This window comes from Pseudoalteromonas sp. C12FD-1 (assembly GCF_037414265.1).
Classification (GTDB): Bacteria; Pseudomonadota; Gammaproteobacteria; order Enterobacterales; family Alteromonadaceae; genus Pseudoalteromonas.
This window is the reverse complement of the sequence record NZ_JBBEVD010000072.1, coordinates 134,319-149,683: the sequence shown is the minus strand read 5'-3', so window position 1 is coordinate 149,683 and position 15,365 is coordinate 134,319. Positions and strand designations below refer to the sequence as shown.

General features: G+C 40.1%; 16 protein-coding genes. 8 read left to right on the top strand and 8 right to left on the bottom strand.

The window, feature by feature from the left end; translation table 11 throughout:
- Positions 1–89: 89 nt before the first annotated feature.
- Positions 90–281, top strand: coding sequence for a carbon storage regulator CsrA (csrA, locus tag WDB87_RS15085; protein WP_004587515.1), 192 nt, complete (start codon positions 90–92; stop codon positions 279–281).
- Between the two features lie 50 nt (positions 282–331).
- Here the strand turns inward: csrA and WDB87_RS15080 are convergent, their stop codons facing one another.
- The 3 genes from WDB87_RS15080 to WDB87_RS15070 form a co-directional block, all read right to left on the bottom strand.
- Positions 332–799: a YcxB family protein gene (locus WDB87_RS15080; protein ID WP_337850306.1), complete on the bottom strand. Its 468-nt coding sequence runs from the start codon at positions 797–799 to the stop codon at positions 332–334.
- A gap of 156 nt (positions 800–955) precedes the next feature.
- Positions 956–1,147, bottom strand: a complete 192-nt coding sequence (locus WDB87_RS15075) for a hypothetical protein (protein ID WP_004587517.1) — start codon at positions 1,145–1,147, stop codon at positions 956–958.
- Between the two features lie 52 nt (positions 1,148–1,199).
- A complete protein-coding gene (locus WDB87_RS15070) occupies positions 1,200–1,373 on the bottom strand; it encodes a DUF1328 domain-containing protein (protein WP_002961939.1) in 174 nt (57 codons plus the stop codon).
- Positions 1,374–1,901: 528 nt separating this feature from the next.
- Between WDB87_RS15070 and WDB87_RS15065 the strand changes: the two genes are divergently transcribed.
- The 5 genes from WDB87_RS15065 to WDB87_RS15045 all read left to right on the top strand — a co-directional run bounded on the left by WDB87_RS15065 (position 1,902) and on the right by WDB87_RS15045 (position 6,377).
- A complete protein-coding gene (locus tag WDB87_RS15065) occupies positions 1,902–2,147 on the top strand; it encodes an OadG family protein (protein WP_024031602.1) in 246 nt (81 codons plus the stop codon).
- A gap of 9 nt (positions 2,148–2,156) precedes the next feature.
- Positions 2,157–3,935, top strand: coding sequence for a sodium-extruding oxaloacetate decarboxylase subunit alpha (gene oadA, locus WDB87_RS15060; RefSeq protein WP_337850305.1), 1,779 nt, complete (start codon positions 2,157–2,159; stop codon positions 3,933–3,935).
- Positions 3,936–3,946: 11 nt separating this feature from the next.
- A complete protein-coding gene (locus WDB87_RS15055) occupies positions 3,947–5,077 on the top strand; it encodes a sodium ion-translocating decarboxylase subunit beta (protein ID WP_286246199.1) in 1,131 nt (376 codons plus the stop codon).
- Positions 5,078–5,215: 138 nt separating this feature from the next.
- Complete coding sequence (locus WDB87_RS15050; RefSeq protein ID WP_286246200.1) at positions 5,216–6,187, top strand: aldo/keto reductase; 972 nt, start codon at positions 5,216–5,218, stop codon at positions 6,185–6,187.
- 13 nt (positions 6,188–6,200) lie between these two features.
- Positions 6,201–6,377, top strand: coding sequence for a hypothetical protein (locus WDB87_RS15045; protein WP_286246201.1), 177 nt, complete (start codon positions 6,201–6,203; stop codon positions 6,375–6,377).
- Between the two features lie 75 nt (positions 6,378–6,452).
- On the opposite strand, the gene WDB87_RS15040 is transcribed toward WDB87_RS15045, so the two are convergent.
- Complete coding sequence (locus WDB87_RS15040) at positions 6,453–7,766, bottom strand: peptidoglycan DD-metalloendopeptidase family protein (RefSeq protein ID WP_286246202.1); 1,314 nt, start codon at positions 7,764–7,766, stop codon at positions 6,453–6,455.
- Positions 7,767–8,145: 379 nt separating this feature from the next.
- Between WDB87_RS15040 and tyrS the strand changes: the two genes are divergently transcribed.
- Positions 8,146–9,345, top strand: a complete 1,200-nt coding sequence (gene tyrS, locus WDB87_RS15035) for a tyrosine--tRNA ligase (protein ID WP_286246203.1) — start codon at positions 8,146–8,148, stop codon at positions 9,343–9,345.
- A 60-nt stretch (positions 9,346–9,405) separates the two neighbouring features.
- Here the strand turns inward: tyrS and WDB87_RS15030 are convergent, their stop codons facing one another.
- The 4 genes from WDB87_RS15030 to folE2 all read right to left on the bottom strand — a co-directional run bounded on the left by WDB87_RS15030 (position 9,406) and on the right by folE2 (position 12,807).
- Complete coding sequence (locus tag WDB87_RS15030; RefSeq protein WP_337850304.1) at positions 9,406–10,350, bottom strand: cobalamin biosynthesis protein CobD/CbiB; 945 nt, start codon at positions 10,348–10,350, stop codon at positions 9,406–9,408.
- A complete protein-coding gene (gene mtnN / locus WDB87_RS15025; protein ID WP_286246205.1) occupies positions 10,351–11,058 on the bottom strand; it encodes a 5'-methylthioadenosine/S-adenosylhomocysteine nucleosidase in 708 nt (235 codons plus the stop codon). It lies immediately after the preceding gene.
- 119 nt (positions 11,059–11,177) lie between these two features.
- Entirely contained in the window at positions 11,178–11,771 is a 594-nt protein-coding gene (locus WDB87_RS15020; RefSeq protein WP_337850303.1) for a DUF2726 domain-containing protein, read from the bottom strand.
- Between the two features lie 115 nt (positions 11,772–11,886).
- Complete coding sequence (folE2, locus tag WDB87_RS15015; RefSeq protein WP_337850302.1) at positions 11,887–12,807, bottom strand: GTP cyclohydrolase FolE2; 921 nt, start codon at positions 12,805–12,807, stop codon at positions 11,887–11,889.
- Between the two features lie 226 nt (positions 12,808–13,033).
- Here folE2 and arcB point away from each other — a divergent pair, with 226 nt between their 5' ends.
- Complete coding sequence (gene arcB / locus WDB87_RS15010; protein ID WP_286246208.1) at positions 13,034–15,352, top strand: aerobic respiration two-component sensor histidine kinase ArcB; 2,319 nt, start codon at positions 13,034–13,036, stop codon at positions 15,350–15,352.
- The last annotated feature ends 13 nt before the right edge of the window (positions 15,353–15,365 follow it).

Sequence of the window (15,365 nt, the reverse complement as noted above, 5' to 3'; positions counted from 1 at the left end):
TTTGGGAGTTTTTACTTACTTTTCAATCAATTTTTCATTAAAATGGTCAAGCGGAATCTTATAATTTATTGGAACATGGGAGCAAGAGAATGCTAATACTAACTCGTAGAGTAGGTGAAACCCTAATGATTGGTGACGAAGTAACTGTTACTGTATTAGGTGTTAAAGGAAATCAAGTTCGAATTGGTGTTAACGCACCTAAAGACGTTTCAGTGCATCGTGAAGAGATTTACATGCGTATACAAGCTGAAAAGTCTAACCCTAATCCGGGCAATGCTTAATCAACACGTATACTTAGCTGAGTAATGCACTTAGCTATACCAAAAGCCACTCACAGAGTGGCTTTTTTGTTTATAAAGTTGCGCATCTCTTCGGTTAATACACTGCTAGAAATATATTGCATACCTTTATTATGGTGCACTAAGTAGCCACGGTTGGTTTTTATAATATGGGTTATTTCTGCCCACTTAAATGTATGGCTTTTATAGTGGTTCTCGGTGCTAATAGCGTCATCGGTAAACGAAAGAGTAACCGTTGATCCCGAAGCACGGCTAAGCATTTGGCGCGTAACCCACCAAGGCCTGCGGTAATAAAAGGCAACGCATTCTAATACACCCAGCATTATTAAAAATGTACCTAGGTAATGATCGTCAATAGCGTAAATACTAATTAAACCTAAGCACACCAGTAATGCCAGCAAAAAGTATTTTGGCTTTGCTGCTTTACTGTAAGAGTGGGACTCGTCAAAGCATTCGTAGTAGTAGGGTTTATCAAGTGTGTAAGTGGTGGTGAGTGCCATAATTGCTAATAAGTAATGGTTTTCGTTATTTTAACAAGCTAGCGTAAAAATCACACCCGTAAATGTAGGCTATGCATTATAAGCGTTAGAGGCCACTTTTTTATTAGCACACAAAAAAACGGCTTATTAAAAGCCGTTTTTACGTTACCAAACAGATTAACAGTTAGTTTCTTCTGCGTTAACGCCTTCTTTTACGTTTTCACATGCATCTTCAACAGAGTTTTGCACGTCAGTTACTGCTTCATCAATACGCTCACCTGCTTCTTCTGCATGGTTGTCTTCACAACCCATCATAAAGAAACCTGCAAATACGGCGATTAGTGCTGCTTTTAAAGTTGTTGAGTTCATAATGTAATTCCTTGTATATGTTGATTGTTTAGTGTTTTAAGTATGTTAGTAGCTACCTAGGCGATTTACCGCGCAGCGCACCTGAAACTAAAGAAATCACTAAAAGTACTAAAAAGATAAAGAATATAATTTTTGCTATACCAGCTGCGGCACCTGCGATACCACCAAAACCTAACACTGCAGCGATTAAAGCAATAACTAAAAATGTAATTGTCCAGCGTAACATTGTTTTCTCCTTGGTTATTAAATTCGTTCGAAAGTAATAATGCTAGTTGCGTGCCAGAGTTTAATTTTATTAATTTTCAATATGTTATGGTTTTTTGAGCGGAAGTTGTAAATTTAGAATTGGTAAGTTTTACGTTTAACGATGTAACTTATTCACACTCTTGTAAACACAGTAAAAAAATAAATATTTTTTGTGCACTTCTTTACCAGTCTTGGTAAGACCAATTTACATTTTAGCCCAAACTGATTTTTTACCTGCCGTTTAACTTACTATTTTTTATGGTTTTTAAGTTTTTTTGAGTTTAACCATATAACCTTTGCCTATAACGGTTATTTTTATCATCTATATCTAAGCCAATTTAACCCTGTATTAGCTATGTTAACTATTGTGACTGTATGTTAGTTTAATTTTAATTGGTTTTACCAATTGACAGATGGTAGACAAAGTTAAAAGTTTTGTTATCATTCGGTGAATAATTATTTAAATAAAGCGGTTTTTTATACCGCTATATAGTGCAGGGGGAGAAAAATGGATATAGGAGCTGTACTCACAACCGCAGGTAGCTTGATGCTTACGGGCATGGTGGGCGTGTTTGTATTTCTTTCAATATTGATTGGTGCTGTGTCACTCATGTCTAACTTGGTTGCTCGTTTTGACGAGGCTGAAGTTGCAATACCGGTTAAATCACCATCTTTAAAATCTCAAGGTGTGCCTAACGAGCACATCGCTGCTATTAGTGCTGCCATTGCTCAGTACAAATCAAATAATAAATAAGAGGCACACATGGCTAAATTAAAATTAACAGAACTTGTTTTACGCGATGCTCATCAGTCACTACTTGCAACCCGTATGCGCTTAGATGACATGCTACCTATTGCTAGCAAACTTGATGATGCCGGTTATTGGTCTATTGAGTCGTGGGGCGGCGCTACGTTTGACTCGTGTATTCGTTATTTAGGTGAAGACCCTTGGGAGCGTATTCGTGCCCTTAAAAAAGCAATGCCCAATACTAAACAGCAAATGCTATTACGCGGGCAAAATTTATTGGGTTACCGTCACTATGCCGATGACGTGGTAGAAAAGTTTGTAGAGCGTGCCCATAAAAATGGTGTAGATGTATTTCGTATTTTTGATGCCATGAATGATGTACGTAATTTAGAAACTGCAATTAAAGCGGCTGTAAAAGTAGGTGCCCACGCGCAAGGCACTATTTCTTATACGGTAAGCCCCGTGCACACCCTTGAGATGTGGTTAACTCTTGCTAAACAGCTTGAAGATTTAGGTTGTCACTCAATTTGTATTAAAGATATGGCAGGCTTATTAAAACCATACGATGCAGAGCAACTTATTAAAGGCCTAAAAGAAACCGTCTCTATCCCTATTGCTATGCAGTGTCATGCAACCACTGGCTTAAGTACAGCGACATATCAAAAAGCCATAGATGCAGGTATTGATATGCTTGATACAGCTATCTCTTCAATGAGTATGACTTACGGTCATTCAGCTACAGAAACCATTGTAGCGATTGTTGAAGGCACGGCTCGCGATACCGAACTTGATTTAAATCAGCTAGAAGAAATAGCCGCTTATTTTAGAGATGTACGTAAAAAGTACGCTGCCTTTGAGGGGAGCCTTAAAGGTGTTGATGGTCGTATTTTACTCGCGCAGGTGCCAGGTGGCATGTTAACCAACATGGAAAACCAACTTAAAGAGCAAGGCGCAGCAGATAAGCTAAATGAAGTATTACTTGAAATTCCGCGCGTGCGTGAAGATTTAGGTTTTATCCCGCTAGTTACTCCAACATCGCAAATTGTAGGCACACAAGCGGTATTAAATGTGCTTACGGGTGAGCGTTATAAAACAATTACCAAAGAAACCGCCGGTGTTTTAAAAGGCGAGTATGGTTTAACACCCGCACCTATGAACAAAGAGCTGCAAGAGCGAGTGCTTGATGGTCAGGATGTAATTACGTGTCGCCCTGCAGATAAGATAGCCCCAGAGCTTGCGTCGCTTGAAGCTGAGCTACAAAAAGAAGCGCAAGAGCAAGGTTTAACACTTGCTGATGAACAAATAGATGACGTGCTTACTTATGCGTTATTCCCACAAGTTGGCCTTAAATTTATTAAAAACCGTAACAACCCCGATGCCTTTGAAGCCGTGCCAAGCGCTGATGACTCAAACGCCAAGCCAGCTGCCAAACCTGCAAGTAACAAAGGGGTTAGCGCTGAGCAATACAGCGTTAAAGTTGACGGAAAAGTTTACGATGTTGTGGTTGCGCAAGGTGGTGAGCTTAAAGAGGTTGTGCTTAAAGATTCTGAGCATTTACCGCAATCAGCATCGGTTGCCTCAGGTGAAACACTAAATGCACCACTGGCAGGTAATATTTTTAAAGTCAAAGTAAAAGCAGGCCAAGCCGTAAATGAAGGCGATGTGGTTGTGATTATGGAAGCGATGAAAATGGAGACCGAAGTTCGTGCAATGCACTCAGGCACTGTTGCCGAAGTTTTAGTATCTGAAGGTGATGCTGTGACAACGGGCGACGCAATTATAGCGATGGCGTAGGAGTAGCTTTAATGGAAGGTCTTTTAAACCTTTGGCATGCTACCGGCATTGCTAACTTTACGTTTCCTGGCTTGATAATGATTGCTGTAGGCTGTTTATTATTGTTTTTAGCAATATCTAAAAACTTTGAGCCACTGCTTTTATTGCCAATTGGCTTTGGCGCGATATTAACTAATATTCCTGTTGCAGGGCTCTCAGAGCCTGGTGGGCTTTTGTACTCAGTTTACTATGTGGGTATTGATACCGGTATTTTTCCGCTATTAATATTTATGGGGGTTGGCGCGCTGACTGACTTTAGTGCGCTAATAGCAAATCCTCGCATGTTGTTACTAGGGGCGGCAGCTCAGTTTGGTATTTTTGCGACCTTATTTGGCGCAATTTTACTTAACTTTATTCCGGGTTTTGAGTTTACGCTTCAAGATGCATCGGCTATTGCGATTATTGGTGGTGCTGATGGTCCAACGGCGATATTTTTAGCATCAAAGCTTGCCCCTGATTTGCTAGGTGCAATAGCCGTGGCTGCATATTCATATATGGCACTTGTGCCAATTATTCAGCCGCCAATTATGCGTGCTCTCACAACGCCAGAAGAGCGCCAAATTAAAATGCCAGAGCTGCGTAAAGTGTCTAAAAAGGAAAAAATTATTTTTCCACTTATGGTGCTTACTGCAACAGCAATGTTTTTACCCGCAGCAATACCGCTAGTAGGTATGTTTTGTTTGGGTAATTTAATGCGTGAGTCGGGTGTTGTAGATAGGCTGAGTAACAGTGCTCAAAACGAAATTATTAATATAACGACTATATTTTTAGGGTTGGCGGTTGGCTCTAAGCTTGCTGCAGATGACTTTTTAACAGTAGAAACTATTGGTATTTTAGTACTGGGCGCGCTGGCTTTTGCTATTGGTACAGCATCGGGTGTGTTTATGGCAAAAGGCCTTAACAAGCTTTCTAAAACACCTATTAACCCTTTAATTGGTGCTGCGGGTGTATCGGCAGTACCGATGGCGGCGCGTGTAGTTAACAAAGTTGGGCTTGAGAATAACCCACATAACTTTTTACTTATGCATGCTATGGGGCCAAACGTAGCTGGGGTACTAGGGAGTGCCGTAGCCGCGGGTATATTACTGGCGCTTGTTGGCTAGTATTTAGGATTTAATCCAACCGATTAGCGCAGTTTACTGCGCTTTTTTTATGCCTATAAAACAGTGCATATTAAAGTTTGTTTGCAACCGTGTTTTTGTTTACAGTGAGGGCTATGCACACTAATAAGGATAGTCACCATGCTTAACACCCCTTTGGCAAAATATTTACCTCATGTTAGTAGACTCGTTTTTGGCTGTATGGGCCTAGGCGGCGGTTGGAATAAAGACGCCATAACTAAAGAGCATTTAAAACAAACTCACGAGTGTATTGATGCAGCCATAGCCGGCGGTATTAATTTTTTTGATCACGCCGATATTTATACCTTTGGCAAAGCCGAGCAGGTATTTGGCCAAGCACTTGGTGAGCGACCAGAGCTGCGTGAGCACATGTATATTCAATCTAAATGCGGTATACGCTTCGAAGATGATAAAGGCCCTAAGCGTTATGACTTTTCGGCTAAATGGATTGAAGAGTCAGTTGAAGGCTCACTTAAGCGTTTAAACACCGATTACCTCGATGTGCTTATGCTACATCGCCCTGATCCGCTAATGGAAGTAGAAGAAATAGCACAAGTGTTTAGCTGCCTACAAGAAAGCGGCAAAGTACGTAATTTTGCGGTATCAAACATGCAGCAGCATCAAATGAACTTTTTACAACATGCCCTAGATATGCCTATTGTGGCTAACCAAATTGAAGCAAGTTTACAAAAACACCAATTTGTTGATGAAGGCGTGTATGCCGGTAATGCAGACGGAAAAGACCTTAACTTTACACCGGGTAGTATTGAGTATTGCCGCCACTTTGATATTCAAATACAAAGCTGGGGAAGTTTATGCCAAGGGCTATATACAGGTGGCAATTTAACAAATGCATCGCAAGCTGATATTAACACCAGCATACTAGTCAATAAGCTTGCTGCACTTTACGATACCACGCCAGAGGCAATTGTTTTAGCTTGGTTACTACGCCACCCTGCAATGATACAGCCTATTATTGGCACAACGAACGTTGAGCGTATTACAGCCTCATGCGATGCCCTAAACGTGCAGTTGAGTCGCGAGCATTGGTATGCATTGTATGTAAGTGCCAAAGGCCATGAGTTACCATAAATAAGGTTTAGGAATGAATATATTTGTTATTTTAATTAGCTTGTTTATCGCTCTAGCGGTGCTTATACCCTTGCTTGAAAAATACCAAGGTAAAATGGGGTTGGATGGCGCAACTAAATACAGCAAATATATTTGGCCGCTGGTTATGGTTTCTTTAGTCGTACAGCTTATTTATGTACTGATGTATTAATGGTTTATAGCGTATACAAAAAAGCCTTTGCAGGGTAAACCTGCAAAGGCTTTTATATTATCTATAACTTATACATTACTTAAGTGCTAGCTGTAGTTCGCGATTGCGTTCAAGCTGTGCAATAAAGTTTTCAGCTATAGGTTTAAACTTAGCAAGTTCAGAGCGTGGTAATGGCTCAGACTTAGGTAACTTAACGGTTTTAGGATTACGGTGTACACCATTTACTAAAAATTCGTAGTGTAAATGTGCGCCTGTTACACGACCAGTAGAGCCCACGGTACCAATTTTGTCACCTTGTTTAACTTTTTGGCCTGTTTTAACCAGCTTCTTGTTAAGGTGTAAGTACTTAGTTACATACTGCGTGCCATGGCTAATAAATACGTAGTTACCATTGTACTTACTGTAACCTGCTTTAATTACTTTACCGTTACCCGAGGCTACAACAGGTGTGCCTGTACGTGCTGCGTAATCAATACCTCGGTGCGCTTTTACTTGCCCTGTAACTGGGTGTAAGCGACGAGGGTTAAAGCTAGAACTAATATATTTAAAGTTTACCGGCGCACGTAAAAATGCTTTTTTCATGCTGCGCCCTTCAGGCGTATAAAAATTTCCGTCGGTATGGCGAATAGCTGCATAACGCTGGCCTTGGTTTATAAATTCTGCAGCAATAATTTTACCTGTGCCAATAAATTCGCCATCAACATAATGCGACTCATAAATTAGTCCAAATTGATCGCCCTTGCGAATATCATTGGCAAAATCTACATCCCAACCAAATATATCAGCAAAGTTCATTATTTGACGCTCGCTTAAACCTGCAGCAATTGCTGAGGTCCAAAAGCTGCTAGAAATTTCACCACCGGCTGTTTTGCTCAATGTTTCAATTTCTTTGCTATCTATTGAGGTGTCGTAATTACCTTCGTCATTTAAGGTAACAAACAAAGTATCTGTTTTTGAAATAACATAACGAAGCTGCGCTAAGTCACCGTTCTCTGCTGTTGCAAAACTGAGTATTTCACCTGGGTGAATTTTAGTTAGTTTGCGTGTTTCAGCATTGGTGTTTATTAGCTTGTGAAGTGTTTGCGCTGAAAAACCAGCACGCTTGAAGATAATTGCTAAATTATCACCGTTTTTAACTTGATGATCGACTAAGTCGTATTCTGGCAGCTTTTCTGCTGCTTCTGGTGAATTTAATTCAGTTAATTTTTCGTTGTCTTCAACTTTAACTTGTAACTCGTAACGCTTACCAATTTCTAGTGCATTTGCACTATTGTCTTTGGATGCAGTCGCTTTTTCTGAAGGAAGAAAGGCTAAGCCAACAATAGCAGAAACCAAACCTAGAATAAGCAATTTGTGTTTTTTGGGAAGCGTGTTAACCACGTGAACCATAACGTGCCTTTTCTGCTGTCGTGAAAATAAAATGGATATTAATGCAGGATATACGTAATAAGGTACGAATACTAGTAAATAAAGCTAAAAGCCCCGCAAATGTTAGTAAAATGGCAATTTATAGTCGTTTCAGTTTATCGATTTAAACTGCTTTTAAAGTGCGCTAAAATCGGCTTTTAAACACCATTTCTAATTGCCTAACACAGTGAGACTAAACTTATTGAGTTTAGTTGCATTATTCGCATAAAAAATTGTTTTAATTAGGTAGAAATTTGTTATGTTAGCAACATAAGTGCTTTTGGTTTAAATCTGTTTTAAACCCTTATGTAGCAAGTCATCTAGTTGCCCCTTCGTTGGCAGAATTTTGGAGTAATACACAGTGGATTTACAAACCGCTCTAGCAGAGATAAAACGCGGTGCAGAAGAGATATTAATTGAAGATGAATTAGTTGAAAAACTAAAGTCGGGCAAAAAGCTAAAAATTAAAGCGGGTTTCGATCCTACCGCGCCAGATTTACATTTAGGCCACACTGTACTAATTAACAAAATGAAAACCTTTCAAGATTTAGGTCATGAGGTAATTTTCTTAATTGGTGACTTTACCGGCATGATTGGTGACCCAACAGGCAAAAATGTAACGCGTAAACCACTGACTCGTGAAGATGTACTTGCTAATGCTGAGACTTATAAAGAGCAAGTTTTTAAGATTTTAGACCCAGCTAAAACAACGGTTGCCTTTAACTCTCAGTGGATGGAAAACCTCGGCGCCGCAGGTATGATCAAACTTGCAGCTAATCAAACTGTAGCGCGTATGCTAGAGCGTGACGACTTTAAAAAGCGTTACGGCAGTGGTCAGCCAATTGCCATTCACGAATTTTTATACCCACTAGTACAAGGTTGGGATTCGGTAGCACTTGAGTCAGACGTAGAGCTTGGTGGAACCGATCAACGTTTTAACCTGTTAATGGGTCGCGAGCTTCAAAAAGTAGAAGGCCAAAAACCGCAAACAGTACTCATGATGCCATTACTTGAAGGCACTGACGGCGTTCAAAAAATGTCTAAGTCGCTAGGTAATTACATTGGTATTACTGATGCGCCAAACGATATGTTTGGTAAAGTAATGTCGATTAGCGATGTACTTATGTGGCGCTACTACGATTTACTAAGCAGCTTATCAATCGAAGAAATTGCAGCGCAAAAGCAACGGGTAGAGCAGGGCACTAACCCGCGTGATATTAAAATTGAACTGGCGAAAGAGTTAATTGCACGTTTTCACAGTGAAGAAGATGCACAAGCTGCACATGACGATTTTATCAAACGTTTTCAGAAAAAAGCGCTGCCAGATGAAATCCCTGAGCTGACAATCACCATTGCAGATGAGGGTATTTTAATTGCTAACTTACTTAAAGAAGCTAATTTAGTAGCCAGTACCTCTGAAGCAATGCGCATGATTAAGCAAGGTGCAGTAAAACTTAACGGTGAAGATAAAATCACTGATACAAAACTTGAAGTAGCAAAAGGCACAACGGCTATTTACCAAGTAGGTAAACGTAAGTTTGCCAACATTACTGTAGCGTAAGCGCAGTTAAAACGACAAAAACCAGCTTAGGCTGGTTTTTTTGTGCCTGTATTTTGGCTGCTAAATCAGCTTTAATATCTCAATACTGATAATAACTAATAGCCAAAATGCACGTGCTTGATTTAATCTATTTATGATCACAGGGAGGTCTTCGGGTTTGGGCAGTCTCTCGGCCCCAATACGCATTTTATTAAAACGCTTACCAAAATAAACTGCAGGGCCGCCCAGTTGTACGCCAAGAGATGCCGAGCACGTACTTAAAACCCACCCGGTATTTGTTTGATAAAAGTGTCTGCCATAGTGCTTTATGTAATGCATGCTTTGTTTACTGGCTTTACTTGCGGCAATGGTTAATGCAAGTAAGCGTACGGGGATAAATTCGATTACAAATAAAAGTATTTTCAGCGGTTTCAAAAAGTGGCTATTAGGTGAGATATCGGCGCGCCACGCTTGCTGCATTAAAGTGAGTAGCCGATACGCTAAGGCGGCAATTGGCCCAAGTAATAAAAATATAAATATAACGGTAAAGTAATTGCGAGCAGTTCGTAAAATTAAGCTTTCAATTAAGGCTTTAATTATACCTGGCGCTGAGAGCTTGTTTACTTCTCTGGCAAGCAATGGCTTTACGAGCTCTCGCGCGGTAGATTTTTGGTTTTGTTTTACTAACTTTGCAACACGTAGTGCTTTTTTTTCAATTGCTGTGCTTTCAAGGCACAAATATAAAATAAGACCTGCGAGCAGCTCAGGATAAAAGGCAAATTCAAGCAGTAACACAATAATAATAAGAATAACGCTTAAAACTAGCGAACTGGCAAGAGTGGCGGCTAAATAAAGGTAGCTTTTAGGTTCACTTGGTTTATAAACCCGTTTTCCTATCGCACTAAAAACAGCGGTTAATACTGTATTTGGGTGATACCAGTTTTTTAACGGAAAAAAGCGCTCAGCAATGAGCGCTACAAAAAAGGCAATAAAGTCCAAATGGTTTTGAACAATATTGCTTAGCATTTACAGCGTAACTTTTGTTAGTTTTTCCAATAATGCTACAACCATCTTTGATGAGTTGATTGATGCCGTTTCTAGGTATTCTTCAAATGATTGCGGTGACTCTTTACCGGCAATATCAGACATAGAACGAATAACCACAAATGGGGTATTTAGTGCATAACACGTTTGTGCAATAGATGCGCCTTCCATCTCTACCGCAAGCATTGTAGGGAAGTCACTGCGTGCTTTATCTATACGTACTGGGTCACACATAAATGAATCACCCGTACAAATTAAACCGACTAAGGTTTTTACTTCGCTGATTTGGGCAATAGTTTGCTCGGCAGCTTCAACAAGTTTTGGGTGTGCGGCAAAGCCTGCAGGCATTTGTGGAACTTGGCCAATTTCGTAACCAAAAGCAGTTACATCTACATCGTGATGACGTACTTCTGAAGAAATAACCACATCGCCAACACTCAATGAGGGATCAAAACCACCGGCAGAGCCTGTGTTAATAACGCAATCAGGATTAAAGTTATCAATTAATAACGTAGTTGCAATAGTTGATGCCACTTTACCAATACCCGATTGTACAAGCGTTACAGTATTACCTGCTAATTCGCCGGTGTAAAAAGTAAACCCTGCTTTAGTTAGCACTTGTGGGTTTTGCATTGCTTCACGTAAAATTTTAACTTCTGGCTCCATTGCGCCAATAATACCAACATTCATAGTGTTTGATTCCTGAGTTTGAATACGTAGATTATACGTGAAGTTAGCAATAAAAAACAAAAAAGCGAGCTGTTTTACGGCTCGCTTTAAATACTTTTAGGAGAGTATTTAATTCTATTTTAAATTTCGGCTAACGCAGTGGTTTGTGCTTTAGCTTGAGAAGGTGACAATACCGCAGGTTTACTTACGCGATTACGAGTAGGGCGAGGAGACTGCACGGCAGGCTTGCCTATTTTAAACATAATTGCATCGCGTACCTCAGAAGGGCGGTAGCCTGATTTTACTTTCATACGAATATGTGGAATGCCAGCTGACTCTAAAGCACCGTTTACAAACCAGTCGCGCTGCGCTTTGTGACCATCTTTATTTGCGTTGTTAACTAAATCGACTGCAGCCACTATCGTCATTCTTTCTTTATCAACCAGCACAAAATCGAGTTGCTTATTTTTAGCTTTAGCTAAAGCAGCACGTTTTGATTTAGCAGAGAGCCCTTGCTTACAGTCGATTACATCGATGAGTTTGACGCGGCTCACAATTTTATATTGATCGCCTACCGCACGCTCTAAAAGATTTAAAAATGCACCCTCAACCTGTGTAAATACGGTTTGTTTGCGGGTAAAAGGATAGGGATTGCCGCCATTATCACTAAATTTTGACGCAACCACAGAGGCCCCAACCACTAATACTAAAATTGATAATAAAGCGAATTCCATACGGTAACTCCATAACAACAAATTGACACTGCTCATGTAAAGCAATTTACGTGCCTAAAAGGTTTGTGTTATGCGTTAATTACCGTATATGTTTAGTATTAATGTAATGCGGCTGTTAGGCTTTGTAGCCACCCTCAATACCTTTGACGGCAATAGCAACAGCATCGTGAGCATGCAATGACTCGTAATGATTGATTTGTAGCCAGTAATCACTAAAGTTATCGTTTTCAAGAACTGCTTTAATTTTACGTGCTGCATCTTCACAAAACATCAAATTTTGACCGTTAAGGCGGGCAAATTCTTGCTCATCTTCACGTTTTACTGCCGCTTGTACTGGTGTTTTTAGCTCAGCTTCTAATGTATCAATTAAATTGACTACATCAAATTCACTAATCGTGTTATCTAGCTTTACTTTAACGTTGGCAATTGAACGCTGTGAGTGAGGCGTTGCCACTATACCCTGCGTTGTCCCTAGCCATGCTAAAACGTCTTTTTGATTAAGTGTTTCTTGGGTAAATTTTTCGCTAAACGCATTTTGAATGAGTTGGCGAGCAAGTGCTGCAGAGCACGGGCAAGTAGATGAATAAGTTACATCAACACTTAGCTCGTAGCTAATTACGCTATTTTCAATTGTGCTGGTTAGGGTAATTGGGTAGCTTTTCCAACCTGCTTTACCACTTAATAACGACTTACGACGCAGTGGTAACTCAAATTTAAATTCTATTTGGGCTTTGTCACTTAACCCTTTATGGCTGGTAATAAAAGTATCGAGTGCTTGAGCTAAAGTGTGTGGGTTAACTTGTTGCTCTGTTGAGAGTAAATCAAGCGCCAAAAATAGACGCGACATATGAATGCCTTTAGCGTCTTCTTTATGCAAATTAACAAAGGCACGCGCTTTTGCATTAACGGTAACGGGAGCTAAATCTTTCGATTCAAAAATAAATGGCAGTTCTATTTCGCCCATACCAACCCAGTCTAACTTACCTGTTTGTAAGGCGGGAGCCGTATCAGCTATATCGGGCATATTGGTTTGCATGTGCGCTACTCGTTATTGGTCATAATAAAGCGCAGCATTTTACACTAAATAATTTATTGCTGAAATGATGAGTTTAACAAGTAGGCAAAAGTAAACATGAAAATTTTCTGTTTTTGTCGCACAAGATGAATATAGCTAATAGAAAAATGCTAAGATCTGCTGCAAAATGCGTTTGACTATTAATAGGCACTTTTTATTTATGCCTAGTAACGAGATACACTGACCTATGACCGATTCTTCTTTGAGCCCTTGGGCTCGAGTACTTTCTAGTTTAATAACTCGCTTTGGTGAGTTAAAAACCGCGGCAATGTGCTACGCGCTTTTATTAGGCGTGTCGCTTATATTGTCGAGTATGTTTTATTATGTGGCACTCGGTGAGGTTAATTTAGTTGATATTTTAGCAGTGGTATTTTTTACTGCGGTTGTATCTCCGTTTATGATCAGTATTTTACTCAACTCGATTAGACAATTAGATGCCTCATATGCTTATTTAGACAGTGCAACAAAACAAGAAAAGCTTTTAAACCAAACATTAAAAGATAATATCAACCGCCTCAACATTGAAATAGATGAGCGAAAAATGGCGTTTCATGCCAAGCATCGCGCCATTGAAGAGCTGCGCCGCGAAATAGCAGAGCGTAAAAAAACACAACAAGAACTTGCTCAGCAAGGCATGCTCCTTCGCTCTATTGTCGACTCTTCCCCCGATTTATTTTATTACCGAGATAACAACGGCGTGTTTGCCGGCTGTAATAAAATGTTTGAAGAGGTTATGGGTAAAACCAGCGCTGAACTAATTGGTAAAACAGTGGAGCAGATTTTCCCAAGCTACTTTTTAGCAGAGGTACTCAGAACCGATAAACAAGTAGAGCAAACGCATCAAGCGCTGACAATTGATGTTGAATACATGGTAAATGGTGAAAACCGTTGGTTTGAGCTGCGTAAATTACCGTTTATAAACGATCAAGGTGACTACATAGGATTGCTTGCATTTGGCCGTGATATAACCAGCCGTAAAGAAGCAGCACAAGCGCTTGAAACAGCCTATAAAGATAAAGGTAAGTTTATAGCAACGCTTAGCCATGAGCTGCGCACGCCATTAAATGGCATTGTAGGTTTAACCCGAATGCTACTTGATACAGAGCTTAATAAGCAGCAACGCAGTTGGTGTAATACGGTGTTTTCGAGCGCTGAAACCTTAGGTAATATTTTTAACGATATTATAGACTTAGACAAAATAGACCGAGAGCAGTTAGATATAGCAACCGACTCTATTAACGTTTCCGACTTTATTAATGATGTAGTTAACTTTGCCGGTTTAATTGCTGAGCAAAAAGAGCTTGAGTTTTCAATTGAGCGAAATGGCATATTAGACGTTTATGCGTTACTAGACCCAACGCGTCTACGCCAAGTGGTATGGAATTTAATTAATAATGCCGTTAAGTTTACCCAGCAAGGAGAGGTAAAACTCACCTGTAGCCGTGAAGAGCGAAGCGATGGCCCTTGGCTTGAACTTAAAATATCAGATACCGGGCAGGGGATCCCAGAGGATCAACTCTCGCGTATTTTTGATATGTATTATAAAGCTCCAGATCTAAGCGGTAAAAATGCGATTGGCTCAGGCATTGGTTTAGCCGTTACCAAAGCGTTAGTCAATGCAATGAAAGGTACTATTTCTGTAACCAGCACAGAAGGTGAAGGCAGTTGCTTTACAGTAAATATACCGCTTAGCTTATGTGTAGCGCCTACTGAACAAAGCTATGCAGGTAGAGGTTTATATATTTTACTTGTAGAGGATGTGCCATTAAATGCCGAAATTGCGACTAATTTGTTAGAGCAGCGTGGCCATGAGGTGATTTGGGCCGAAACCGGTGAAGATGCACTTTCGTTTGTAGAAACCGAAGACGAGCTTGATTTAGTACTACTTGATATGCAACTGCCCGATATAAATGGTGATGAAGTGGCAAGACAAATACGTGCCGATAGCCACTTTGATAAATTACCTATTGTTGCGCTTACAGCGAATGTACGTAGCGCCGAAGAAGACCTAGAAGGTATTTCGGTGCAAGGGGCGCTTGCTAAACCCATTAATACAATAAAGCTTGATAAGATGCTCGCTGATTTGTTTGATATTCAACAAAGTGAATCAGACAAGCCACTGCTAACGGTAAGTAAAGAAGCGCTTGAGAGCATTAATGCAAGTGTGCTTGATGTTGAAACTATTGAAGACTTTGTAAACTCTATGGGGCTTGAAGTATTTAAGCGCAGCAGTGGTTTGTTTGAAAAGCTAAACCCGCAATATCAGCAAGAGCTACAAAGCGCGTTAAACGAAAACGATAGGGAAGAGTACAAATCGGTGGCACATAAGCTTAAAGGTGCGGCGGGATCTGTAGGGTTAAACGACGTACAGTTACATGCTAAAAAGATGGAGCACGGTGCGCTTGATGAATCAGATGAGGTACTAAAAGAATGGTTAGATATATTGGCAGATAAAATAAATGAAGGACAAAGTGCCCTTCATTCTTTTTTACAATTATTAGAGTAAGCGATTTACTCTA